This window comes from Streptomyces viridosporus T7A (assembly GCF_008704515.1).
Classification (GTDB): domain Bacteria; phylum Actinomycetota; class Actinomycetes; order Streptomycetales; family Streptomycetaceae; genus Streptomyces; species Streptomyces viridosporus.
In genome coordinates, this window is sequence record NZ_CP023700.1 from 5,348,566 (window position 1) to 5,371,453 (window position 22,888).

Here is a 22,888-nt window from a genome sequence, read left to right on the forward strand (position 1 = left end):
GGGGCATACATCACTTCGAGTGATTCTCTGGCCTTTGCTTGCCCGGGCGAACCCACGGTTGCCACGCTGTTGCTGTCTGTACAACCTGATGGGAGCGGCCAGTGACATTCGGTGAGCAGCCGGCGTATCTGCGCGTCGCGAGTGATCTGCGCAGGAAGATCGTCGACGGTCGGCTGCCCCCACACACCCGCCTCCCCTCGCAGGCGCGGATCCGCGAGGAGTACGGCGTCTCGGACACGGTCGCGCTGGAGGCGCGCAAGGTGCTCATGGCGGAGGGCCTCGTCGAGGGCCGCTCCGGCTCGGGGACGTATGTGCGCGAACGGCCGGTGCCCCGGCGGGTCGCCCGCTCCGGCTTCCGCCCGGAGCGGGGGGCCACGCCCTTCCGCCAGGAGCAGGCCGACGCGGGCGTCCACGGCACCTGGGAGTCCAGCAGCGAGCAGACCGAGGCCCGCGCCGCCGTCGCCGAGCGGCTCGGCATCGAGCCGGGCGACCGCGTGATGCGCACCAAGTACCTCTTCCGCGAGGCCGGCGAGCCGGTGATGCTCTCCACCTCCTGGGAGCCGTTGGCCCTGACCGGCCGGACGCCCGTGATGCTGCCCGAGGAGGGGCCGCTCGGCGGCATGGGGGTCGTCGAGCGCATGCGCGCCATCGACGTGATCGTGGACAACGTCACCGAGGAGGTCGGCGCCCGTCCCGGCCTCGCCGAGGAACTGGCCCTGCTGGGCGGCGTCCCCGGGCACGTCGTCCTCGTCATCCAGCGCACGTACTTCGCCTCGGGGCGCCCGGTGGAGACGGCCGACGTGGTCATCCCGGCCGACCGCTACCGGGCCGCCTACCACCTTCCGGTGAAGTAGCACCGTCCGCCCGGGGGCTCGCCCGGTGACAGGACCGGGCGCTCCGTCAAGTGAGCCGTCGCACACCCTCCCGTGCTCCGGCACCGCTTCGCTCCGGCGCGCCGCCCGGGACGCGGCTGCCCCGCCGCCGTGGCGATCCGGCCGTTCTCGCAGGCCGCCCGGGGGTGGCGCGCCCGAGAGGGCGTGCCGCCGACCGGACCCGTCGGCCACCGCGCACGGCGCGTCCGCGCCCCGTGCGCCCTCCGCGTCCTGGCTGGTTGCCTGCCTCTTTGTGAAAAGGCGTATTCGCTGCGTGAAGGTAAGGCGTAGGCTCGGGCATATGCGGAGTGCGGTTTCCTTATCGGGCGGGGCGCGGCACAGGGCGCGGACGGGCGACGGAGGGGCGAGATGAACGACAGCACGGTCACTCTTCCCTGGCTCGTCGTGCGGGAGGACGACAACGGCAACCGGTACCGCGTGGGCCGGTACGCGACCCGCGCCGAGGCGCAGAAGATCGCGGACAGCCTCGACGACCGCGGACACAAACAGCTCTACTGGGTCGAGCGGATCGGCCAGAACGGGACATCCGTCGGCTGACACCGGCGGCCGGCGCCGGCCGCCGGTCCGGGCGCCCCGGCCGGCCTCCCGTAGGCTCCGGCCCATGAGCGAGCGGATCGTGGTGGTCGGCGCGGCCCTGTGGCACGAGGGGCGGCTGCTCGCCGCCCGCCGGAGCGCCCCCGCCGAGCTGGCCGGGCGCTGGGAGCTGCCCGGGGGCAAGGTCGAACCGGGGGAGAGCCCGGGTGCGGCGGTCGTGCGCGAGTTGCGCGAGGAGCTCGGCGTCGACGCCGAGGCCGGTGAGCGCGTCCCGGGGGAGTGGCCGTTGCGGACGCCGTACGTGATGCAGGTGTGGACCGCCCGCCTGCGTCCCGGCTCCGCCGCTCCCCGGCCCCTCGAGGACCACGACGCACTGCGCTGGCTCGCCCCCGCCCGGATCTGGGACGTCGACTGGCTCGAGCACGACGTGCCCGCCGTCCGGGACACCCTCACCCACCTCGGTCTCACCGCACGGCGGCCGTAGACGGCGTGCGCGTCGCACGCGTCGCACGCGCCGTGTCCGCCCCGCGGCCCCGCACCTGTGCCCCGCGCCGGTCGTGCCACAATGCGCCGCCGTGCACGGTACGCGGTCCGGGATATCGGGTATGTGCCGATTAACCCCATGAAACCGGGCATGGGTGGGCTCATTGGGCGGGGGAGTGATCCGTGTGATCGACACCGAAGGCGAGTGTGCCGAGTGGACGTTCCCCGCGCACCCGGGGGCCGTGCGCGCTGCCCGCGCGGCCGTCCGCGACCGACTGCGCGACTGGGGCCTCGACGCCGTCGGTGACCTCACGACCCTGCTGGTCAGCGAGCTGGTCACCAACGCCCTGCGGTACGCCACCGGTCCCATAGGCGTCCGTCTGGTGCGTCCCGCGGGCCCCGGCGGTGTCCTCCGGGTGGAGGTCTCCGACCCCCTCCCCGACTTCCCCCACGAGCGTGTCGCCCGGCCCGACGACGAGGGCGGCCGCGGGCTGCAGCTCCTGGACTCCGCCTCCCGCCGCTGGGGTGCCCGGCCCGGTGACACGGGCAAGACCGTGTGGTTCGAACTCGCGGTGCCGCGGTGAGCGCGGCACCGCCGCTCACGGGCGTGCGCCCCCCTGGCTTCCGTCCACCGGCCGGTACCGGCCGGTGGAGGTTGCCGAAGAGGGGGTTCGACCACGTGTCCCCTGGTTAGAAGACTGGGAGTGTTCTCACAGAGGGGACCGAAAACCATCGGGATCGTGCTGTGATCGTGAACACCGTGTCGCACGGCGCCGTAGTGCTGGATACTGCGGGCAGCCGTCTCCGGTGACCGGTGCCGGACGCGGTGAGCTGGAGGGGACGGTTCGCGTGAGCGAGATACCAGCGAAGGCCACGGAGTCCGAGGACTCGTCGGGCGGCCCGAGGACGGAGGCCGCGGACGGCCTCTTCTCCGGCGATGCCCCGTCCGCCGGCGCGATGTGGCAGAGCAGTCCGCCCGGCTCCATGTACGACTACATCAAGGTCGCCTCCTTCTCCATCGGCCCCGACGGGCTGATCGACCAGTGGAGCCTGCGCGCCGAGCAGCTCTTCGGCATCCCCGCCGCCCGCGCCGTCGGCATGGACCCCATCGCCGCCTTCGTCGACCCCGACCGGCGTGAGCAGGGCCAGCGCAAGATGGCCGAGATCCTCGACGGCCGGGAGTGGACCGGAGTGGTGCCCTTCCGGCTGCCGGACACGATGGTGCGGGACGAGCGCGACCGGGAGGGCCTGGCCGAGGTCTACGTCATGCCGACGCGGACCGAGGAGGGGGAGAAGGCCGCCGTCTGCATCGTCGTCGACGTCCGCACCCTGCGCCGCATCGAGACCGACCTCGCCGCCTCACAGGCCATATTCGGCCAATCCCCGTTCGGTTTCCTGCTGATCGACCCCGACCTGCGGGTACGCCGCGCCAACCAGCGGTTCGCGTCCATCTTCGGCGGCTCCGTGGACGACCACCGCGGCAAGGGCGTCCACGACTACCTGCCGCGCGGTGAGGCCGAGCGGGTCGCCGCGACCCTGCGCCGGGTGCTGGAGACCGGCGACTCCATCACGGACATGCACGTCACGGGCTTCGTGCCGGGCTCCGAGGAGCGCCGCCACTGGTCCGTCAACCTCTACCGCGTGCACAGCGGCAGCGGCCGGTCCATCGGCGTCGCCTGGCTGGGAACCGACATCACCGCCCGCCGCGCCGCCGCCCGCGAGGCCGCCGCCGCACGGCGCAATCTCGCCCTGCTCAACGAGGCCGGTGCCCGGATCGGCAACTCCCTCGACCTGGAGACCACCGCCCGCGAACTCCTCGACGTCGTCGTCCCCGGCTTCTGCGACCTGGCCACCGTCGACCTCTACCAGGGCCTGCTGGCCGGTGACGAGACCCCGCCGGGGCTGGCCGACGGCAGCGCGGAGGTGCGCCGCGTCGCCTTCGCCAGCGCGGTGTCCGAAGCGCCCTTCGACGGCACCGGAGAGCGGGTGAAGCTGGGCGCCGTCCACCACTACGCGTTCAACTCGCCCTGCGCGGCCGCCCTGCGCACCGCCCGCCCGCAGACCGTCCCCGGCGAGGAGGGCGGACTGGTGCAGTCCACGCTCGCCGTGCCGATGGTCGCCCACGACACGGTGGTGGGGCTCGCGCAGTTCGCCCGGACCAAGGGCAGCGAGCCGTTCGGCGACCGCGACCGCGACCTCGCGGTGGAGCTGGCCGCACGCGCCGCCGTCTGCATCGACAACGCCCGCCTGTACCGGCGCGAGCACGAACGCGCGCTGATACTGCAGCGGTCCCTGCTCCCGCCCGGCGACCCGGAGGCCTCCGGTCTGGACATCGCCTGCCGCTACCTGCCCGGCAACGCGGCCACCGGCCGGCCCAGCGAGGTCGGCGGCGACTGGTTCGACGTCATCGAACTGCCCGGCCACCGCACCGCACTGGTCGTCGGCGACGTCATGGGCCGGGGCCTGCGCGCCGCGGTGGCCATGGGCGAACTGCGCACCGCGGTACGGACTCTGGCCCAGCTCGACCTGGAACCCGCCGAGGTCCTCTCCCAGTTGGACGAGATCGCCCGGGGCCTGGGCGCCCCCGGCGGGGTCCGGCAGGCCACCCGGGCGGCCCGCCGCCCCCGCGAGGCCGACCTCTCCGAGGTCTACCTGGCGACCTGCGTCTACGCCGTCTACGACTCGGTGACCAGGCGCTGCACCTTCGCCAACGCGGGCCACCTGCCGCCCGTCCTGGTCGAACCCGGCGAGCCCGCGCTGATGCTGGACGTCCCGCCCGGCATGCCGCTCGGCGTCGGCGGCGAGCCCTTCGAGGAGGTCGAGGTCGAACTGCCCGAAGGCGCCCTGCTCGCGCTCTACACGGATGGACTGGTCGAAAGCCGCGACCACCCCCTCGACGAGGGCCTCCAGGCCTTCGTGGGCGCCCTCACGGGCCCCTCCCCCATGGCGTCCGGCCACCCTCCCTCGGCGACGGCGCCGCGCGCCGACACCCACCCGAACCTGGAGGACGTCTGCGACCACGTCCTCAACACCCTCGACACCCACCACGGCGAGGACGACATCGCCCTGCTGATGGCCCGCGTCCAGGGACTGCCCGCCGAGTCCGTCGGTGACTGGACCCTGCCGCGCGAGCCCCGCAGCGTGGGCCGGGCCCGCGAGCACGCCCGCGCCCAGCTGCTCGGCTGGGACTTGGAACCCCTCGTCGACACCACGGAGCTGCTGGTCAGCGAACTGGTCACCAACGCCCTGCGCTACGGCGAGGGCGAGATCAGACTCCGCCTCCTGCTCGACCGCACCCTGGTGTGCGAGGTCTGGGACGCCGGCCTGGTCCAGCCGCGCCGCCGCCGGGCCCGCGACACCGACGAGGGAGGCCGCGGCCTCCAGCTCGTCGGCCTGCTCAGCGCGGCCTGGGGCTCCCGCCGCACCCCCCGCGGCAAGACCGTCTGGTTCGAACTCCCCCTCCCCGGCACCGACACCGTCCTCACCGACCCGGCGGAGGCGCTGCTGAGCCTGTTCTGACGGCCCCTCGGCACCACGTACGCTCGGTCGCCTGTTCTACGGCCCGTCGGCACCGCGTACGCCCGGCCGCCCGTTCTGACGGTCCGTCGGCACCGCGTACGCCCGCTCCATGAGCGCCGGCACCCGAGTCCTTCCGACACGCCTGACGGCGGGCCCCCTCACCCTGCGCCCCTGGGCCCCCGAGGACGCGCCCGCCCTGGCCGAGCTGTACCGGGACGAGGCCCTGCGCCGCTGGGCCGCCGCGCCCGTGCACGACGAGGCGAGCGCGGCACGGTGGGTGGCCGAGCAGCGGCGCGGCTGGGAGACCGGTGACCGCCTCGCCTTCGCCGTGGAGGAGACGCGGGCCCCCGGGGCCGACGCCCGGCCGTCGGGCCACGTCGTCCTCAAGCGCCCTGCCGCGGACCCCGCCTCGGCCGAGGTGGGCTACTGGACCGCGGCCCACGCGCGGGGCCGGTCGGTGGCCCCGCGCGCACTGGAGGCCCTGGCCGACTGGGCCTTCGCCGCCTTCGCCCACGAGGGACTGGTCCGCCTGGAGCTGCTGCACCAGGTCGACAACACCGCCTCCTGCCGCGTCGCCGAGAAGTGCGGGTTCGCGCTCGCCGGTCCGCTCCCCGCCGCCCCGCCGGCCTTCCCCCTGGACGGCCACCGGCGCATCCGGCGGACGGCCCCGGCCGGATGACCGCAACCGGAACACCCGTTCCCCTCGTCCTCCCCGGCAACATCGGCCACGAGGTCGCCGGCGGGAGCCGACGGGGGTGGGAGGGGATCCGGGATGGAACGCACGGAGCCGCAGGAACCGGTGACCGCGGCGGACGGGGCGGCCCCGCAGGACCCGCCCGGCGGCGACCCGCCCGGGACCCCCGAAGCCCCCGACGCCTCCGAACCCCCTGACGGACCCGGAGCCCCCGAAGCGCCCGCCGCACCCGAACCCCCCGAAGCCCCGGACGCGACCGACGGAAAACGCCGCAGGCCCTGGGTCCGCCGGACCGGACGGGTCGCTCTCGGTCTCGTCCTCGCCGTCCTCCTCCCCCTCCTCGCCGCCGAGACCGCCCTGCGCGTCAACTACCGGGGCGATCCGGCGGACGGCACGTACACCCGCGGCCGCGACGCCCTCTGGCTCGGTCACGCCTGGGTCGACGGGCGGAAGGAGGACGCCGACGTCGACGCGCTCGCCCGCCGGCTGAAGGGCACCGGCATCAAGGACCTCTACGTGCACTCCGGGCCGCTGGAGCACGACGGCACCCTGCCGAAGTCGGCCTACCCGCGCGCCCGGTGGCTGATCGAGGCCGTGCACCGGGAACTGCCCGGCGTCCGCGTCCAGGCCTGGCTCGGCGACATCCTCGCCCCCGAGCACCCCGAGGCCCTGCACCTGGAACGGGCCGAGTCCCGCGCCGCGATCCTCCGCTCCACCCGCGAGGTCCTGGACACCGGCTACGACGGCGTCCACTTCGACCTCGAGCCCCTGCACTCCGGCGACGGGAACTACCTGAAGCTCCTCGACGCCCTGCACGAGGAGACGGAGTCCCGCGACGTCCCCCTGTCCGTCGCCGCCCACCAGATCGACCCGCTCCCGGGCCTCCACTCCTTCTGGGGCGCCCTCACCGGCCACCCCAAGTGGTGGTCCCAGGAGTTCTTCGGGCAGGTCGCCCGCCGCGTCGACCAGATCGCCGTGATGTCGTACGACACTATGCAGCCGCTGGAGGGCACCTACGGCGGCTACGTCGCCCAGCAGACCGCCCTCGCCCTGGAGGTCACCCCGCCCTCCACCGACCTGCTGATGGGCCTGCCCTTCTTCAAGGAGAACCGGTTCGGCCACTGGGCCCACGCCGAGACCGTCCCCGCCGCCGTCCGCGGGGTCCGCCTCGGCCTGTCCCGCACCGACGCCGACCGCACCGCCTTCGGCGTGGCCCTGTACGTCGACTTCGCGGCGACGGAGGCGGACTGGAGGGCGTACCGGGACGGCTGGGTGGACGAGCCGTGACCCGGCCGGCGCTCAGCCCGCCGAGGAACGCCTGCGGATCTTCGAGCCCAGCCACACCAGCGGGTCGTACTTGCGGTCGACCGCCCGCTCCTTCAGCGGGATCAGCGCGTTGTCCGTGATCCTGATCCCCTCGGGGCAGACCTCCGTGCAGCACTTGGTGATGTTGCAGTAGCCGAGGCCGTGCTCGTCCTGGGCCGTGCGCCTGCGGTCCAGGCCGTTCTCCTCGGCCGCGTCCAGCGGATGCATGTCCAGCTCCGCCACCCGCATCAGGAACCGCGGTCCGGCGAACGCCGCTTTGTTCTCCTCGTGGTCGCGGACCACGTGGCAGGTGTCCTGGCACAGGAAGCACTCGATGCACTTGCGGAACTCCTGCGGGCGCTCCACGTCCTCCTGCATCATCCGGTACTCGCCCGGACCGAGCCCCTCCGGCGGCACGAAGGCCGGGACCTGGCGGGCCTTGGTGTAGTTGAAGCCGACGTCGGTCACCAGGTCGCGGATCACCGGGAAGGCCCGCAGCGGGGTCACGGTGATCGTCTCGTCCCGGTCGAAGACCGACATGCGGGTCATGCACAGCAGCCGGGGACGGCCGTTGATCTCCGCCGAGCACGAACCGCACTTGCCGGCCTTGCAGTTCCAGCGCACGGCGAGGTCGGGGACCTGGGTGGCCTGGAGGCGGTGGATGATGTCGAGGACCACCTCGCCGTCGTTCACCTCGACCGCGAAGTCCTCCAGACCGCCTCCCCCGACGTCCCCGCGCCACACCTTGAAGCGGGCCTCGTAGCTGCTCACGCGTCCAGCTCCTCTTCGGTGAGGTACTTGACCAGCTCCTCCTTCTCGAAGAGGGCGAGCAGGTCCGGGCGGATGGGTTCGGTTCTCTCGCGGGTGAGGGTGATCTGGCCGCGCACCGGATCGGTGGCCGCGAGGCCGCCCGTGGGGTCGGTCAGCTCGCACAGCAGGTTGACGTTGCGCCACGCGCGGTCCATCACCGAGTGGTCCTCGCGGGTGTGCCCGCCGCGCGACTCGGTGCGCTCCAGCGCGGACCGCGCCACGCACTCGCTGACCAGCAGCATGTTCCTGAGGTCGAGGGCGAGGTGCCAGCCCGGGTTGAACTGCCGGTGCCCCTCGACCCCGGCCCGGCGCGCCCGCAGGCGCAGCTCGGCCAGCTTCTCCAGCGCCTGCTTCATCTCGGGCTCGCGCCGGATGATGCCGACCAGGTCGTTCATCGCCTGCTGGAGTTCCTGGTGCAGGGTGTACGGGTTCTCCGGCGGTCCCTCGGCCGGTGCCTCGCTCTCCGCGGAGAACGGCCGCAGCGCCTCCGCGGCGGCGGCGTCGACCTGGGCGTCGTCCGCCCGGGGCCGCGCGGCCGTCCGGCCGGCCGCGTACTCGGCCGCGTACAGGCCCGCCCGGCGTCCGAACACCAGCAGGTCGGACAGGGAGTTCCCGCCGAGCCGGTTGGAGCCGTGCATGCCGCCGGCCACCTCGCCGGCCGCGAACAGCCCCGGCACCCCGCGCGCCGCCGCCGAGTCGGAGTCGACGGCGATGCCGCCCATCACGTAGTGGCAGGTCGGCCCGACCTCCATCGGCTCCGCCGTGATGTCGACGTCCGCCAGCTCCTTGAACTGGTGGTACATCGACGGCAGCCGCCGCCTGATCACCTCGGCCGGCATCCGCGTGGACACGTCCAGGAAGACCCCGCCGTGCGGGGAGCCGCGGCCCGCCTTCACCTCGGCGTTGATCGCGCGGGCCACCTCGTCGCGGGGGAGCAGCTCGGGCGGACGGCGGTTGTGGTCCGGGTCGTCGTACCAGCGGTCGCCCTCCTCCGCGGACTCGGCGTACTTGTCCTTGAAGACGTCCGGGACGTAGTCGAACATGAACCGCTTGCCCTCGGAGTTGCGCAGCACCCCGCCGTCGCCGCGCACCGACTCGGTGACCAGGATCCCCTTCACCGACGGCGGCCAGACCATCCCCGTCGGATGGAACTGCACGAACTCCATGTTCAGCAGCGGGGCCCCGGCCAGCAGCGCCAGCGCGTGGCCGTCGCCGGTGTACTCCCACGAGTTCGACGTCACCTTGAACGACTTGCCGATGCCGCCGGTCGCGAGCACCACCGCCGGTGCCTCGAGCACGAAGAAACGGCCGGTCTCGCGCTCGTACCCGAACACCCCGGCCACCTGGTCGCCCTCCTTGAGGACGCGCGTGACCGTGCACTCCTGGAAGACCTTCAGCCGCGCCTCGTAGTCGCCGGTCTCGCGGAAGTCCTCCTGCTGGAGCGCGACGATCTTCTGCTGGAGCGTGCGGATGAGCTCGAGCCCCGTGCGGTCGCCGACGTGCGCGAGGCGCGGGTACTCGTGGCCGCCGAAGTTGCGCTGCGAGATCCGGCCGTCCTTGGTCCGGTCGAACAGGGCGCCCCAGGTCTCCAGCTCCCACACCCGCTGCGGCGCCTCCTGGGCGTGCAGCTCGGCCATCCGCCACTGGTTGAGGAACTTCCCGCCGCGCAGGGTGTCGCGGAAGTGGACCCGCCAGTCGTCCCCGGCGTTGACGTTGCCCATCGCCGCCGCGATGCCGCCCTCGGCCATCACCGTGTGCGCCTTGCCGAACAGCGACTTGCAGATCACGGCCGTACGGGCGCCCCGCTCGCGTGCCTCGATGGCGGCGCGCAGTCCGGCGCCGCCCGCACCGACCACGACGACGTCCCATTCCTGCCGGTCGACCACGGTCATCTCACAAGGCCCCAGTCATCGAAAGATCGTCAGAAGAAGCGCGGATCGTCGAAGGCGCCGGTCGCGACGAGGTACACGTAGAGGTCGGCGAGCGCCACGCTCAGCAGCGACGCCCAGGCGAGCTGCATGTGCCGGGCGTTCAGCCGGCCCACCCACTGCCACATCCGGTAGCGCACCGGATGCCGGGAGAAGTGCTTGAGCTTCCCGCCGACGATGTGCCGGCAGGAGTGGCAGGAGATCGTGTACGCCCAGATCAGCACGATGTTGACCAGGAACACCAGGGTGCCCAGACCCATGTGGCCCCAGTCGTAGTGCTCGTCGCGGAAGGCGAGCACGGTGTCGTACGTCAGGATCCCGGCGACCACGATCGCCGCGTAGAAGAAGTACCGGTGGACGTTCTGCAGGATCAGCGGGAAGCGGGTCTCCCCGGTGTACGTCCGGTGCGGCTCGGCCACCGCGCAGGCCGGCGGGGACGCCCAGAATCCCCGGTAGTAGGCCTTGCGGTAGTAGTAGCAGGTCAGACGGAAGCCGAGCGGGAAGATCAGGATGATGACCGCCGGTGAGACGACCCACCAGCTTCCGAACAGCTCCCAGTTCGGCCCGGCGCGCATCGGCACGCAGTTCTCCGCCAGGCAGGGCGAGTAGAACGGCGAGACGTACGGTGCCGCGTAGTAGTCGGCGTTCGACAGGGCCCGCCAGGTCGAGTAGACGACGAAGGCGAGCAGACCGGCCGCGGTGGCGGCCGGGGCCAGCCACCAGCGGTCGGTCCGCAGGTGCGGGGCGTCGATCGCGGCGCGCGTGCCCGCTGTGACGCCGCCGCCTCGGCGGCGGGGCTCGGTGGTGGGGGGTTCCGTACCTGTGGCCACGGGTCCACTCCGGTCGGGGGTCGGGGTCAGGGGGCGCGACGATCGCGGGCACCGAGCCCTTCGTCGTCCGTGTCCACCCACAGCGAGGGGTCGTACGGGGTGTCGGGGATGGAGACGAGGTCGGGCCGCTTCGGCGCGGTGGCCGACGAGGCGGCCGTCTCCCGCAGCAGCGCGACGCTCTCGCGCAGGTGATGGGCGTCGGTGCGGACGCGGCGCATCTCCAGGCCACCGCTGCCGAGCTGCTTCTCCAGGCGTCCCACCGACCGGATCAGATCGTCGAGACAGCGCTGGACCGTCGTCAGTTCGTCGTGCACGGACATGACTTGCCCTCACTTCCACGGGCCCTTCAGGCCCAAGGCGGCAACATTCATGCGCCTGCGAGTGTTGCGCGTCACACCTTGCGCTGTGAAGGGATGTGCATCGATTGGCCGAGGCGTGGGGGTGCACCGTCCGGTGCCTTGCGCCGCACGGGTGGCTTCCCGCCCGTGGCCGCCGTGTCGCCCCTGTTTGCGGAACCCTTTCCTCTTCAGTGGCGGCATACATCAGATGAACTCCAAATACCACCAAAAGGGATCGTAACGCCCGTGGCTTCCGGAGGTAACCAGAGATGTCCCACGACGGCATCGGCCCGCGCGCGGTGATGCGCTCGGTCGCCTTCCTCACGGCGGGCGTGCTCGCGGTGCCCGCGCTGGCCGGATGCGGCTCCGAGGACCCGGCGGGCAAGCCCCTGGCCGGACCGGACATCGGGTCCGCCGACCGGGCGAAGATCGCCGACGGGGGCACCCTGCGCTGGGCCGTGGACGCCGTCCCGGACACCCTGAACACCTTCCAGTCGGACGCCGACGCCACCACCACCCGGGTCGCGCAGGCCGTCCTGCCGTCGATGTTCCGGATGGACGAGCGGGGGCGGGCGGTGCGCAACCCCGACTACCTGGAGTCCGCCGAGGTCGTGAAGACCGAGCCCAAGCAGGTCGTCCTCTACCGGATCAACCAGCAGGCCGTCTGGAGCGACGGCCGCGAGATCGGCGCCGCCGACTTCGCCGCCCAGTGGCGGGCCCTGTCGGGGAAGGACACCGCCTACTGGACCGCCCGCAACGCGGGCTACGACCGCATCGAGAAGGTCGAGCGGGGCAAGGGGAACCTGGAGGTCAAGGTCACTTTCAGTCGCCCCTACGCCGACTGGCGGTCGCTGTTCACGCCGCTGTACCCGAAGGAGGTCATGGGCACCCCGGACTCCTTCAACGACGGGGCCCGCAAGAAGCTGAAGGTGACCGCCGGCCCCTTCACGGTGAAGAAGGTCGACAGCAAGGAGGACGAGGTCACCCTCGCCCGCAACACGCGCTGGTGGGGCAGTCCCGCCCGGCTCTCGGAGATCGTGCTGCGGGCGGTGCCCCGTGACGAGCGGGTCTCCGCGCTCGCCGCCGGCACCCTCGACCTGGCCGAGATCGACCCGGCCGCCGTCCGCCACATCACCGCCGCCGGGCCGCAGGGCACGGGCACCCCCCTCATGGGCCCCGGCGCGGACGGATCCGCCGCGGACGAGCCGCACTCCCGGGCGGTCGCCCGCGGCTCCGACGAGGAGGTCTCCGCCCGCGGGAAGCGGAGCGAGAAGGCCGCGGAACGGGTACGCCGACAGAAGGCCCTCAGCGGCTTCGAGGTGCGCAAATCACTGGAGCCGGCCTACACCCAGCTCGCCCTCAACGGCGCCGACGGCCCCCTCGCCGACGAGCGGGTCCGTCGTGCCGTGGCCCGCGCCCTGGACCGGAAGGAGCTGGCCGAGGCGGTGCTGAAGCCGCTCGGCCTGCCCGCCGAGCCCGTCGGCAGCCACCTGGCGCTGTCCGGTCAGGCCGCCTACGCCGACAACAGCGGCGCCCTGGGCCGCCAGGACACCAAGGAGGCGCAGGCGCTGCTGGCGGACGCCGGGTGGGTGCCGGGCGGGCCGGTCGAGGAGAAGAAGGAAGAGAAGGAAGAGAAGGAGAAGGAGGGGGCGAAGGAGAAGGCGGGGGATAAGGCGAAGGAAGGGGAGAAGGCGAAGGAGGGGCAGAAGGAGAAGGCGGGGGAGAAGGCGGCCGGCGCGGAGGGGAAGGAGGGGAAGAAGGACGGCGGGTCCGGCAAGGACGCCGGGAAGAAGTCTGAGGGCGGGGACGGCGACGGCACCTACATCGTCGGGGAGGACGAGGACCACGGCGGGAGGGGCGACGACAAGGCGCCGCGCGACTCCGGCACCGACGGCCACCTCGCCCAGGAGGGCGCCGGGCGGCTGAAGCAGGGCGGTGCCCCCGGCGCCTACGCCCCCCAGGGCACCGCCGCCCCCGCCAAGGCGGGGACCGCCCCGGTCGCCAAGAACGGCAAGGCACTCGTCCTGCGCTTCGTGCTGCCCTCGGGACCCGGCTCGGGCACCCTGCGCTCGGTGGCCGACCGGATCTCGAGGATGCTGGAGCGGATCGGCATCCGCTCGGACATCTCCCAGGTCGACGACGCGAGCTACTTCAAGGACCACATCGCCTCCGGCAAGTACGACCTCGCCCTGTACTCGTGGCCCGCGACCGCCTTCCCCGCCACCGACGCCCGCCCCATCCACGCCAAGCCCGTCCCGGCCGCCGACGGCTCGCTGAACGTGGAGCAGAACTACACCCGCGTCGGCACCGACCAGGTCGACCAGCTCTTCGACCAGGCCATCGCCACGCTCGACGACTCCGAGCACCGGGAGCTGATCCGCAAGGCCGACTCCCGCATCTGGGCGGTGGCCGGCTCCATCCCCCTCTACCAGCGCCCCCAGCTCACCGCCGCCCGCAAGGACCTGGCCAACGCCGGCGCCTTCGGCCTGCGCACGCCGGTCTACGAGGACATGGGCTTCCTGAAGAAGGCCGCGCGGGGCCCGGCGGGGACGCCGGGCGCGAGGAGCGCCGGGCCGTCGTCCGGGAGCTGACCCGCGGGGTGCGCCCGACCGGGCCCACGACGCGGCACGGCACACCCGCACCCGGGGTGTGCCGTGCCGCGTCGTGTCCTCGCTCAGCCGTGCTTGGCGCGGCTCGCGGCGCGGGCGCGCTCGCGGGCGTCCAGGTTCACCTTGCGGATGCGGACGGCCTCCGGGGTCACCTCGACGCACTCGTCGTCGCGGCAGAACTCCAGGGACTGCTCCAGCGACAGCTTGCGCGGCGGCACGATCGACTCGGTCACGTCGGCCGTGGACGACCGCATGTTGGTGAGCTTCTTCTCCTTGGTGATGTTGACGTCCATGTCGTCGGAGCGGGAGTTCTCGCCGACGATCATGCCCTCGTACACCTCGGTGCCCGGCTCGACGAACAGCACGCCGCGCTCCTGGAGGTTGGTCATCGCGAACGCGGTGACGGCACCGGCGCGGTCGGCGACCAGGGAGCCGTTGCTGCGGGTCGTGAGCGTCCCGAACCAGGGCTCGTGCCCCTCGTGGATGGAGTGGGCGATGCCCGTGCCGCGGGTCTGGGTCAGGAACTCCGTGCGGAAGCCGATCAGACCGCGGGAGGGCACCACGAACTCCATGCGCACCCAGCCCGAGCCGTGGTTGGACATGTTGTCCATGCGGCCCTTGCGGACGCCCATGAGCTGGGTGACCGCGCCCATGTGCTCCTCGGGGACGTCGATGGTCATGCGCTCGACCGGCTCGTGGACCTTGCCGTCGATCTCCTTGGTGACCACCTGCGGCTTGCCGATGGTGAGCTCGAAGCCCTCGCGGCGCATCTGCTCCACCAGGATGGCCAGCGCCAGCTCGCCGCGGCCCTGCACCTCCCAGGCGTCGGGGCGCTCGGTCTCCAGGACGCGCAGCGAGACGTTGCCGATCAGCTCGCGGTCCAGGCGGTCCTTGACCTGGCGGGCGGTGACCTTGCGGTCCTTCACGGCCGCCTTGTTGTCGGCGCCCTTGCCGGAGCCGCCGCGGCCGACCAGCGGGGAGGTGTTGGTGCCGATGGTCATGGAGATCGCGGGCTCGTCGACCGTGATCAGCGGCAGCGGGACCGGGTTCTCCGGGTCGGCCAGGGTCTCGCCGATCATGATGTCCGGGATGCCGGCGACGGCGCAGATGTCACCGGGGCCGGCCTTCTCGGCGGGCTTGCGGGTGAGCGCCTCGGTCATCATCAGCTCGGAGATGCGCACGTTCTGCACGGAGCCGTCGCGCTTCATCCAGGCGACCGTCTGGCCCTTCTTCAGCTCGCCCTGGTGGACGCGGAGCAGGGCGATCCGGCCGAGGAAGTTGTCCGCGTCGAGGTTGGTGACGTGGGCCTGGAGCGGGGCCTCCTCGTCGTAGGTGGGGGCCGGGATGTGCTGCAGGATGGTGGAGAAGAACGGCTCCAGGCTGGTGGAGTCCGCCGGGACCGTGCCGTCGGCCGGCTTGGTCAGCGAGGCGATGCCGTCGCGGCCGCAGGCGTAGACGATCGGGAACTCGATCTGCTCCTCGTCGGCGTCCAGGTCGAGGAAGAGGTCGTAGGCCTCGTTGACGACCTCGTCGATGCGGGCGTCCGGCCGGTCCGTCTTGTTGATGCACAGGATGATCGGCAGCCGGGCCTGCAGCGCCTTGCGCAGCACGAAGCGGGTCTGCGGCAGCGGGCCCTCGGAGGAGTCCACCAGCAGCACCACCCCGTCGACCATCGACAGGGCGCGCTCGACCTCGCCGCCGAAGTCGGCGTGGCCGGGGGTGTCGATGATGTTGATGGTGACCGGGTCCCCGCCGTCCTTGGGGTGGTACTTCACCGCCGTGTTCTTGGCGAGGATCGTGATGCCCTTCTCACGCTCCAGGTCGTTCGAGTCCATCATGCGTTCGTCGACCTGGTCGAGCTGGTGGGCGGCGAAGGCGCCGGCCTGCTTGAGCATGCCGTCGACGATGGTGGTCTTGCCGTGATCGACGTGGGCGACGATGGCGACGTTGCGGATGTCGTGACGCGTAACAGACGGAGCCATATAAGGCGTACTCCCGGAGGTGGTGAAGGATGCCCTGCGCAGACGTCTTCGGTGCGCGGACGCTGCCGGGCTGAACACGCCACGGCCTCACCCCATGGTACGGGGCCGTCACCGCCGTCGCTTTCGCACGCCGACGGGCCGGATCGTCCCGCCGGCCCTCCGGGGGTGGCGGCCGGTGCTTCCGTGCTGTCCGTGAGGCTTCTGGGAAACGCCATGTCCCGTTCGGATATCGGTGATCGCTCGAACGGGTTTCGGACATGTAAACCAAAAAAACGAGACATATGCCCGAATTGTCGAATTCGGTCCAGAGGTGTCAAGCGCGCGCAGATGTCAATCTTTGCAATTTTTGCTCAAAAAATCGATGGTAGGGAGATCCCTATGTCTTACGCCCTTGACGCGCGTTGATGCTCTTGGCGAAAGTTCCCCCAAACCACAGAACCTGCCGGTATCTGTGCTGCGCTCAACTCTCCAACCCCCCGGGGGACGAACACGATGACCAGTCCAACTAAGGCCGAGGACTCCGGGTCCGCGGCTGTCTTGGACCCCGAGCTCGCGGTGGCTGCCGAAGCCGCCAAGGGTGAGAAGCAGCCCGAGGGCCGCTCCCCCGGCCAGTTGATGTGGCAGCGCTTCAAGCGCGACCGTACCGGAGTCGTCTCCGCGTGCGTGGTGATTTTCTTCTTCGTGGTGTCCGCGTTTGCACCCGTCATCGCCAAGCTGTACGGCAAGGACCCCTACACGCTGTACGCCCAGGAGCCGGACTACCCGTTCCTCCTGGACGACTTCGCCATGCCGACCGGTTCCTTCGGCGGCATGTCGGGCGACTTCTGGTTCGGCGTCGAGCCCAAGCTCGGCCGTGACGTGTTCACCATGCTGCTGTACGGCATGCGGACCTCGCTGTACATGGCCGTGGTCGTCACGTTGCTCAGCGTGATCACGGGTGTGATCATCGGTATGATCGGCGGCTACTTCGGCGGCCGGGTCGACTACTGGCTCGGCCGGGTGACGGACTTCTTCCTGGGCTTCCCCCAGCAGCTGTTCTTCATCGCCTTCATGCCCGTGGTGACCGCGATGTTCGTCGACCCGCAGGACGAGACCCCCACCTACCTGCGGGCCGTGGCGATCATCCTGGTGATGTGGTTCCTCGGCTGGATGGGCCTGTCCCGTCTGGTGCGCAGCTCCGTGCTGTCGCTGAGGGACAGGGAGTTCGTGGAGGCGGCCAAGGTGTCCGGCGCCTCTCCCACGCGCATCGTGCGCAAGGAGATCCTGCCGAACATCGTCACCCCGATCCTGGTGCAGGCCACCTACATCCTCCCGAGCACGATCCTCACCATCGCCTTCCTCTCGTTCATCGGCGTCGGCTTCGTGGAGCCGACCCCGGACTGGGGCCGCATGTTCAAGATCGGCACCGAGGTGTACGAGCAGGACCCGATGTTCCTGCTCTTCCCGGGCGCGGCGCTGGTGATCTTCGTTCTCGCCTTCAACCTTCTCGGAGACTCCGTCCGGGACGCATTCGACCCCAAGACCGGACGCTAATCGTCCATTGGTGGGTGGGGGAGCTGCCGCCCCCGTGCCGGGCTACCGGACCGTCAGGCAGCACTCGTGGACAACTAACGACAGGTAGGTGCATCGGCATCATGAAGCCCATCAGAACGCGTACCGCGCGCGCCATCGCCGTGGCCATCGTGGCCGGCTCGCTGGCTCTGACCGGCTGCTCCAGCGACAACGGCGGCGGCAACAAGGGCAAGGACGAGTCCAAGTCCCAGAAGGACGCCGCCGAGCAGCAGGATCCTGTCGCCTACGGTGACGCCGCCGCCTCCAGCGGCCCGGCGAAGGAGGTCACCGGGGCCAAGTCCGGCGGTTTCATCAACGTCTACATGCAGTCGGACCTGACCCACATGGACCCGGGTCAGATCTACGTCAGCGACGCCGGCCAGTTCTCCAACCTGATCCACCGGGGTCTGACGAACTTCCAGGAGGACAAGGACGGCAACCTGACGGTCGTCGGTGACATCGCCACCGACTCCGGCCAGTCCTCCGAGGGCGGCAAGGTCTGGACGTACAAGCTCAAGGACGGCATCAAGGACGAGGACGGCAACGAGATCACCTCGGCCGACGTCCGCCACACCATCGAGCGCCTGTACTCCAAGGTCATCTTCGACGGTCCGACCTTCGTCCAGTCCTGGCTCTCGGGCAACGACTACCGCAAGGCGCTGCCGGACGGCCCCTACAAGGGCAAGCACCTGCCGGACTCCGTCCTGGAGACCCCGGACGACAAGACGGTCGTCTTCAAGTTCAACCAGCCGCGCCCGGACCTCCCGCAGGCCCTGGCCATGGCCGGCTACTCCATCGTGCCCGAGAAGCAGGACACGAAGGAGAAGTACGACAAGGCGCCCAAGGCCCTCGGCCCGTACAAGATCGCCGAGTACAAGCCGGGCAAGTCCATGAAGCTGGTCAAGAACGACCAGTGGGACCCGAAGACGGACGCCGTGCGCCACCAGTACGTGGACGGCTTCAACTTCACCAACACCGTCTCCCAGGCCAGCCAGACCAAGCGCCTGGTCGCCGACCAGGGCGAGGCCAAGAACGCCATCCAGTTCACGGACTCGGTCGACCCGGCGCAGATGTCGGACGTCATCAGCAACCCGGAGACCAAGAAGCGCACCATCCAGGGCTACCAGCCCTACGTGTGGCAGCTCACCTTCAACCTCGACCGGGTGAAGGACAAGAAGGTCCGCGACGCGATCACCTACGCGATCCCGAACCAGTCCATGGTCCAGGCGGACGGCGGCCGCTACGGCGGTGAGGTCGCCGGCGGTCTGCTCGCCCCGACCCTGCCGGGCTTCGACGGGACCTACGACCCGTTCGGCAAGCTGAAGAAGCCCAACGGCGACCCGGAGAAGGCCAAGGCGCTGCTGAAGGAGGCGGGTGTCAAGGAGGGCACGAAGCTCACCTACGCCTACTCCAACACGCCGCGCGGCCAGGCCCAGCAGGTCATCATCAAGGACGCGCTGGAGAAGGTCGGCTTCGACGTCCAGGCCAAGGAGATCGACCGGGCCAGCTTCTACGAGCAGGTCGGCAAGCTGGACAACCCGTACGACATCTACATGACCGGCTGGGGCCAGGACTGGCCGTCCCCGTCCACGGTCATCACCCCGGTCTACGACGGTGAGCTGGTCGCCGACGGTGCGTCCAACTACTCGCACATCAACGACAAGCAGGTCAACGACCTGATCAAGAAGGCCCTGACGCAGGAGCCGGAGGAGGCCGCCAAGACCTGGGAGCAGGCCCACCACCGCATCGTGGAGGAGATCAACCCGGCCGCCCCGGTCTACTACTCGAAGCAGATCCAGCTCTACGGATCGAACATCGGTGGTGCCAGGTACAGCAACGAGTCGAGCTACATCAACATCACCGACCTGTACCTGAAGCAGCCGTAACCCGTCAGCTCGGCTGACCGCGGGGGTGTGCGCCAGGCGGAGCACACCCCCGCGGACGGTACCCCCTACCTGCCGCCGCGTTTCGAAGAGAGCATCCACCCGCCATGCTTCAGTTCCTCATCCGCAGGCTGACCGGCGCCGTCGTCATCATGTTCCTGATCGGCGCCTTCACGTTCTTCCTGTTCTACACGGTTCCTCAGGACTTCGCTGCGCTGTCCTGCGGCAAGAACTGCTCGCCCGAGAACCTCGCGGTGATCCGCGAGAACCTGGGCCTGGACAAGCCCATCACCACCCAGTTCTGGGAGTTCATGACGGGCATCGTGGCCGGCCGCGACTTCCCGCAGGGGCACTGCTCCGCGCCGTGCCTGGGTGTCTCCTTCGGCAGCGGCGAGTTCGTCTGGGACTCCATCATCGACCGCTTCCCGCTGACGCTGTCGCTGACCGTCGGCGGTCTGGTGATCTTCCTGATCCTGGGCCTCGGCTCGGGTCTGCTCGCCGCCTGGAAGCGCGGCACGGCGACCGACAAGATCGTCTCCGGTGCCTCGATCGTGCTCAGCTCGTTCCAGATCTACCTGCTCGGCCCGATCTTCCTCGGCCTGCTGGTGTACAGCTCGGGCATCATGGAGTTCCCGAAGTACCACAACTTCACCGACAACCCGGGCACCTGGGCCCTGGGCCTGCTCATCCCCTGGGTGGTCATGGCCACCATCTTCACCGCCCAGTACACCCGTATGTCCCGCTCGACCATGATCGAGCAACTGCAGGAGGAGCACGTCCGCACCGCGCGCGCCAAGGGCATGAGGCAGCGGTACGTCTTCTTCCGCTACGCCTGGCGCGGCTCGCTGATCCCGATCGTCACGATCCTCGGCATGGACCTCAGCTCCCTGCTGTCCGGCGCGGTGGTCACCGAGTTCACCTTCGACCTGGCCGGCATCGGCCGTCTCGCGGTCGACTCGTCGCTGACGAAGGACCTGCCGGTCACCATGGGCGTCATGCTGTTCGGGGCGTTCTTCATCCTGCTCCTGAACATCCTCGTGGACCTCGTCTACGCGTACATCGACCCGCGCGTGCGGCTCAGCTAGGAGAAACACCGTGACCACACTGACCAAGACCGAAGGCGAGAAGGCCCCGACCGGGCCGGACTCCTTCCTCTCGGTCCGCGACCTGCGGGTGCGGTTCTCCACCGAGGACGGCATCGTCAAGGCGGTCGACGGGCTGTCCTTCGACGTCGAACGCGGCAGGACCCTCGGCATCGTGGGCGAGTCGGGCTCCGGCAAGTCCGTCACCAACCTGACCATTCTCGGGCTGCACAACCCCAAGACCAGCACCGTGGAGGGCGAGATCCTCCTCGAGGGCAAGGACCTGGTCACCGCGTCCGAGAAGGAGATGGAGAAGCTCCGCGGCAACAAGGTCGCGATGATCTTCCAGGACCCGCTGACGGCCCTCTCGCCGTACTACACGGTGGGCCGGCAGATCGCCGAGCCGTTCATGAAGCACACCGGCGCCTCCAAGAAGGAGGCGCGGGAGCGGGCGATCGAGATGCTGACCAAGGTCGGCATCCCGCAGCCCAAGACCCGGGTGGACGACTACCCGCACCAGTTCTCCGGCGGTATGCGCCAGCGCGCCATGATCGCCATGGCGCTGGTCTGCGACCCCGATCTGCTGATCGCCGACGAGCCGACCACCGCCCTCGACGTGACCGTCCAGGCCCAGATCCTCGACCTGCTCAAGGACCTCCAGCAGGAGTTCGGCTCGGCGATCATCTTCATCACCCACGACCTCGGCGTCATCTCCGACATGGCCGACGACCTGCTGGTGATGTACTCGGGCCGGGCCGTGGAGCGCGGCGGCGTCCGCGAGGTGCTGCGCGAGCCCAGGCACCCCTACACCTGGGGCCTGCTCAGCTCGATGCCGCGCCTGGGCGGCAGCACCTCGCAGCCGCTCACCCCGATCCCCGGATCGCCGCCCAGTCTGCTGAACCCGCCCTCCGGCTGCCCCTTCCACCCCCGCTGCACCTTCACGGGCGAGGTGCCGGGCGACCGCTGCAGCACCGAGCGGCCGCCGCTGGGCGCAGGCCGCGCCGCCGCCTGCCACCTGACGGCGGAGCAGAAGCAGACCATCTTCATCGACAAGATCCAGCCCCGGCTGCGCTAGGGAGATCCGAGACATGAGCGACAACCTCACCCTCCCCGCACAGCAGGGCTCCACCGGCACGTCGACCGAGGCGCTGCTGAAGGTGGAGGGCCTGACCAAGCACTTCCCGATCTACGGCGGCTTTCCGATCAAGCGGAAGGTCGGCGCCGTGCAGGCCGTCGACAACGTCGACCTGACGGTCGGCGTCGGCGAGAGCGTCGGACTGGTGGGTGAGTCGGGCTGCGGCAAGTCGACCACGGGCCGGCTCGTCACCCGGCTCCTGGAGCCGACCGGCGGCAGGATCGAGTACGCGGGTCACGACATCACGCACGCCAAGCGCAAGCAGCTGGCGCCGATCCGGTCCGAGATCCAGATGATCTTCCAGGACCCGTACTCCTCCCTGAACCCGCGGCAGACCGTCGGCACCATCATCAAGTCGCCGATGGAGGTCAACGGGATCAACCCGGCGGGCGGCCGGGAGAAGAAGGTCCGCGAGCTGCTCGAGCTCGTCGGCCTCAACCCCGAGCACTACAACCGCTTCCCGCACGAGTTCTCCGGCGGTCAGCGCCAGCGCATCGGCGTCGCCCGGGCGCTCGCGCTCAACCCGAAGCTGATCGTGGCGGACGAGCCGGTCTCCGCGCTCGACGTGTCGATCCAGGCGCAGGTCGTCAACCTGCTGCAGAAGGTCCAGGAAGAGATGGGCATCGCCTTCCTCTTCATCGCCCACGACCTGGCGGTGGTCCGGCACTTCTCGCAGCGCGTGGCCGTGATGTACCTCGGCAAGGTGGTCGAGGTCGGCGACCGGGACTCCATCTACAACCGGCCCCGGCACCCCTACACCCACGCCCTGCTGTCGGCCGTGCCCGAAGTGGCCATGGACGACGAGGCGGAGAACCGGGAGCGCATCCGGCTCGCCGGTGACGTGCCCTCACCGATCTCCCCGCCGTCCGGCTGCCGCTTCCGCACCCGCTGCTGGAAGGCGCAGGACAAGTGCGCCACCGAGGAGCCGCCGCTCGTCCAGATCTCCGGCAACCGCGACGGCCACCTGACGGCCTGCCACTTCCCGGAGGAGCCGACCACCGAGGCCCGTGACGAGGACGTCGTCCTCGACCCGGCGCTGAAGGCCCTGGAGGACTCCGCCGAGAAGGAGTGACCCCGGAGCCACCCGCGGCTGCCGCCGGCCCCCGAGCGGGGCGGACGGCAGCCGCTGCTCGTCCGGAGCCCTCGGGGACCGTCCGGGAGGACTTCCGGGGGCTCCCGAGGGCCGCGTCCGGGAGGGCTCCCGGGGGGCTCCCGAGGGCCGTCCGGGAGGGCTCCCCGGGGCTCCCGAGGACCCCCGGGGACTCCCGGGGGATTCATGCGTACAGACGGCTGGAGTCGTCCCCGTACAGAC

Annotated in this window: 18 protein-coding genes; 13 read left to right on the forward strand and 5 right to left on the reverse strand. The window is 70.7% G+C overall.

Translation table 11 applies throughout. The features are described from left to right. Window positions 1-101 precede the first annotated feature (101 nt). From CP969_RS24880 to CP969_RS24910, 7 genes are all read left to right on the forward strand, one after another. On the forward strand, window positions 102-854 hold the full coding sequence (locus CP969_RS24880; RefSeq protein ID WP_004983821.1) for a GntR family transcriptional regulator: 753 nt from the start codon (window positions 102-104) through the stop codon (window positions 852-854). Window positions 855-1,241: 387 nt separating this feature from the next. Further along, complete coding sequence (locus CP969_RS24885) at window positions 1,242-1,430, forward strand: SPOR domain-containing protein (protein WP_004983818.1); 189 nt, start codon at window positions 1,242-1,244, stop codon at window positions 1,428-1,430. Window positions 1,431-1,494: 64 nt separating this feature from the next. Further along, window positions 1,495-1,911 carry a (deoxy)nucleoside triphosphate pyrophosphohydrolase gene (locus CP969_RS24890; RefSeq protein ID WP_004983814.1) on the forward strand — a complete coding sequence of 139 codons (417 nt, stop codon included), beginning with the start codon at window positions 1,495-1,497 and terminating at the stop codon, window positions 1,909-1,911. 154 nt (window positions 1,912-2,065) lie between these two features. Next, complete coding sequence (locus CP969_RS24895) at window positions 2,066-2,494, forward strand: ATP-binding protein (RefSeq protein ID WP_039830914.1); 429 nt, start codon at window positions 2,066-2,068, stop codon at window positions 2,492-2,494. A 265-nt stretch (window positions 2,495-2,759) separates the two neighbouring features. Continuing rightward, window positions 2,760-5,429 carry a SpoIIE family protein phosphatase gene (locus CP969_RS24900; protein WP_016824762.1) on the forward strand — a complete coding sequence of 890 codons (2,670 nt, stop codon included), beginning with the start codon at window positions 2,760-2,762 and terminating at the stop codon, window positions 5,427-5,429. A 109-nt stretch (window positions 5,430-5,538) separates the two neighbouring features. Beyond that, on the forward strand, window positions 5,539-6,108 hold the full coding sequence (locus tag CP969_RS24905) for a GNAT family N-acetyltransferase (RefSeq protein ID WP_016824761.1): 570 nt from the start codon (window positions 5,539-5,541) through the stop codon (window positions 6,106-6,108). 93 nt (window positions 6,109-6,201) lie between these two features. Next, window positions 6,202-7,410, forward strand: coding sequence for a glycoside hydrolase family 18 protein (locus CP969_RS24910; protein ID WP_016824760.1), 1,209 nt, complete (start codon window positions 6,202-6,204; stop codon window positions 7,408-7,410). Window positions 7,411-7,422: 12 nt separating this feature from the next. On the opposite strand, the gene CP969_RS24915 is transcribed toward CP969_RS24910, so the two are convergent. From CP969_RS24915 to CP969_RS24930, 4 genes are read right to left on the reverse strand one after another with little or no spacing between them, the layout of a single operon-like run. Beyond that, window positions 7,423-8,199, reverse strand: a complete 777-nt coding sequence (locus CP969_RS24915; protein WP_004983802.1) for a succinate dehydrogenase/fumarate reductase iron-sulfur subunit — start codon at window positions 8,197-8,199, stop codon at window positions 7,423-7,425. Beyond that, window positions 8,196-10,130, reverse strand: a complete 1,935-nt coding sequence (locus CP969_RS24920) for a fumarate reductase/succinate dehydrogenase flavoprotein subunit (protein WP_016824759.1) — start codon at window positions 10,128-10,130, stop codon at window positions 8,196-8,198. The genes CP969_RS24915 and CP969_RS24920 overlap by 4 nt, the downstream gene beginning before the upstream one ends. A gap of 29 nt (window positions 10,131-10,159) precedes the next feature. Beyond that, complete coding sequence (locus CP969_RS24925; RefSeq protein WP_004983797.1) at window positions 10,160-10,996, reverse strand: hypothetical protein; 837 nt, start codon at window positions 10,994-10,996, stop codon at window positions 10,160-10,162. A gap of 26 nt (window positions 10,997-11,022) precedes the next feature. Beyond that, window positions 11,023-11,316 carry a hypothetical protein gene (locus tag CP969_RS24930; protein WP_016824758.1) on the reverse strand — a complete coding sequence of 98 codons (294 nt, stop codon included), beginning with the start codon at window positions 11,314-11,316 and terminating at the stop codon, window positions 11,023-11,025. 287 nt (window positions 11,317-11,603) lie between these two features. Between CP969_RS24930 and CP969_RS24935 the strand changes: the two genes are divergently transcribed. Next, window positions 11,604-13,925, forward strand: coding sequence for an ABC transporter family substrate-binding protein (locus CP969_RS24935; protein ID WP_016824757.1), 2,322 nt, complete (start codon window positions 11,604-11,606; stop codon window positions 13,923-13,925). Between the two features lie 83 nt (window positions 13,926-14,008). On the opposite strand, the gene typA is transcribed toward CP969_RS24935, so the two are convergent. Then, on the reverse strand, window positions 14,009-15,925 hold the full coding sequence (typA, locus tag CP969_RS24940; RefSeq protein WP_016824756.1) for a translational GTPase TypA: 1,917 nt from the start codon (window positions 15,923-15,925) through the stop codon (window positions 14,009-14,011). A gap of 492 nt (window positions 15,926-16,417) precedes the next feature. Between typA and CP969_RS24945 the strand changes: the two genes are divergently transcribed. The 5 genes from CP969_RS24945 (at window position 16,418) to CP969_RS24965 (ending at window position 22,648) form a co-directional block, all read left to right on the forward strand. After that, a complete protein-coding gene (locus CP969_RS24945) occupies window positions 16,418-17,458 on the forward strand; it encodes an ABC transporter permease (protein ID WP_026084900.1) in 1,041 nt (346 codons plus the stop codon). Window positions 17,459-17,559: 101 nt separating this feature from the next. Beyond that, window positions 17,560-19,362, forward strand: a complete 1,803-nt coding sequence (locus CP969_RS24950; RefSeq protein WP_004983779.1) for an ABC transporter substrate-binding protein — start codon at window positions 17,560-17,562, stop codon at window positions 19,360-19,362. A gap of 104 nt (window positions 19,363-19,466) precedes the next feature. Beyond that, the gene (locus CP969_RS24955) at window positions 19,467-20,444 is read left to right on the forward strand and encodes an ABC transporter permease (RefSeq protein ID WP_016824754.1); all 978 of its coding nucleotides are present in this window, start codon (window positions 19,467-19,469) and stop codon (window positions 20,442-20,444) included. Window positions 20,445-20,454: 10 nt separating this feature from the next. Continuing rightward, window positions 20,455-21,516: an ABC transporter ATP-binding protein gene (locus CP969_RS24960; RefSeq protein ID WP_004983776.1), complete on the forward strand. Its 1,062-nt coding sequence runs from the start codon at window positions 20,455-20,457 to the stop codon at window positions 21,514-21,516. 13 nt (window positions 21,517-21,529) lie between these two features. Next, window positions 21,530-22,648 carry an ABC transporter ATP-binding protein gene (locus CP969_RS24965; RefSeq protein WP_004983774.1) on the forward strand — a complete coding sequence of 373 codons (1,119 nt, stop codon included), beginning with the start codon at window positions 21,530-21,532 and terminating at the stop codon, window positions 22,646-22,648. Window positions 22,649-22,888 lie beyond the last annotated feature (240 nt).

Excerpts from the sequence above, each read along its gene's own strand:
- typA (WP_016824756.1), bottom strand. The coding sequence starts at position 15,925 with ATGGCTCCGTCTGTTACGCGTCACGACATCCGCAACGTCGCCATCGTC.
- CP969_RS24945 (WP_026084900.1), top strand. The coding sequence starts at position 16,418 with ATGACCAGTCCAACTAAGGCCGAGGACTCCGGGTCCGCGGCTGTCTTG.
- CP969_RS24920 (WP_016824759.1), bottom strand. The coding sequence starts at position 10,130 with ATGACCGTGGTCGACCGGCAGGAATGGGACGTCGTCGTGGTCGGTGCG.
- CP969_RS24955 (WP_016824754.1), top strand. The coding sequence starts at position 19,467 with ATGCTTCAGTTCCTCATCCGCAGGCTGACCGGCGCCGTCGTCATCATG.
- CP969_RS24950 (WP_004983779.1), top strand. The coding sequence starts at position 17,560 with ATGAAGCCCATCAGAACGCGTACCGCGCGCGCCATCGCCGTGGCCATC.
- CP969_RS24905 (WP_016824761.1), top strand. The coding sequence starts at position 5,539 with ATGAGCGCCGGCACCCGAGTCCTTCCGACACGCCTGACGGCGGGCCCC.
- CP969_RS24885 (WP_004983818.1), top strand. The coding sequence starts at position 1,242 with ATGAACGACAGCACGGTCACTCTTCCCTGGCTCGTCGTGCGGGAGGAC.
- CP969_RS24930 (WP_016824758.1), bottom strand. The coding sequence starts at position 11,316 with ATGTCCGTGCACGACGAACTGACGACGGTCCAGCGCTGTCTCGACGAT.
- CP969_RS24935 (WP_016824757.1), top strand. The coding sequence starts at position 11,604 with ATGTCCCACGACGGCATCGGCCCGCGCGCGGTGATGCGCTCGGTCGCC.
- CP969_RS24965 (WP_004983774.1), top strand. The coding sequence starts at position 21,530 with ATGAGCGACAACCTCACCCTCCCCGCACAGCAGGGCTCCACCGGCACG.
- CP969_RS24890 (WP_004983814.1), top strand. The coding sequence starts at position 1,495 with ATGAGCGAGCGGATCGTGGTGGTCGGCGCGGCCCTGTGGCACGAGGGG.
- CP969_RS24910 (WP_016824760.1), top strand. The coding sequence starts at position 6,202 with ATGGAACGCACGGAGCCGCAGGAACCGGTGACCGCGGCGGACGGGGCG.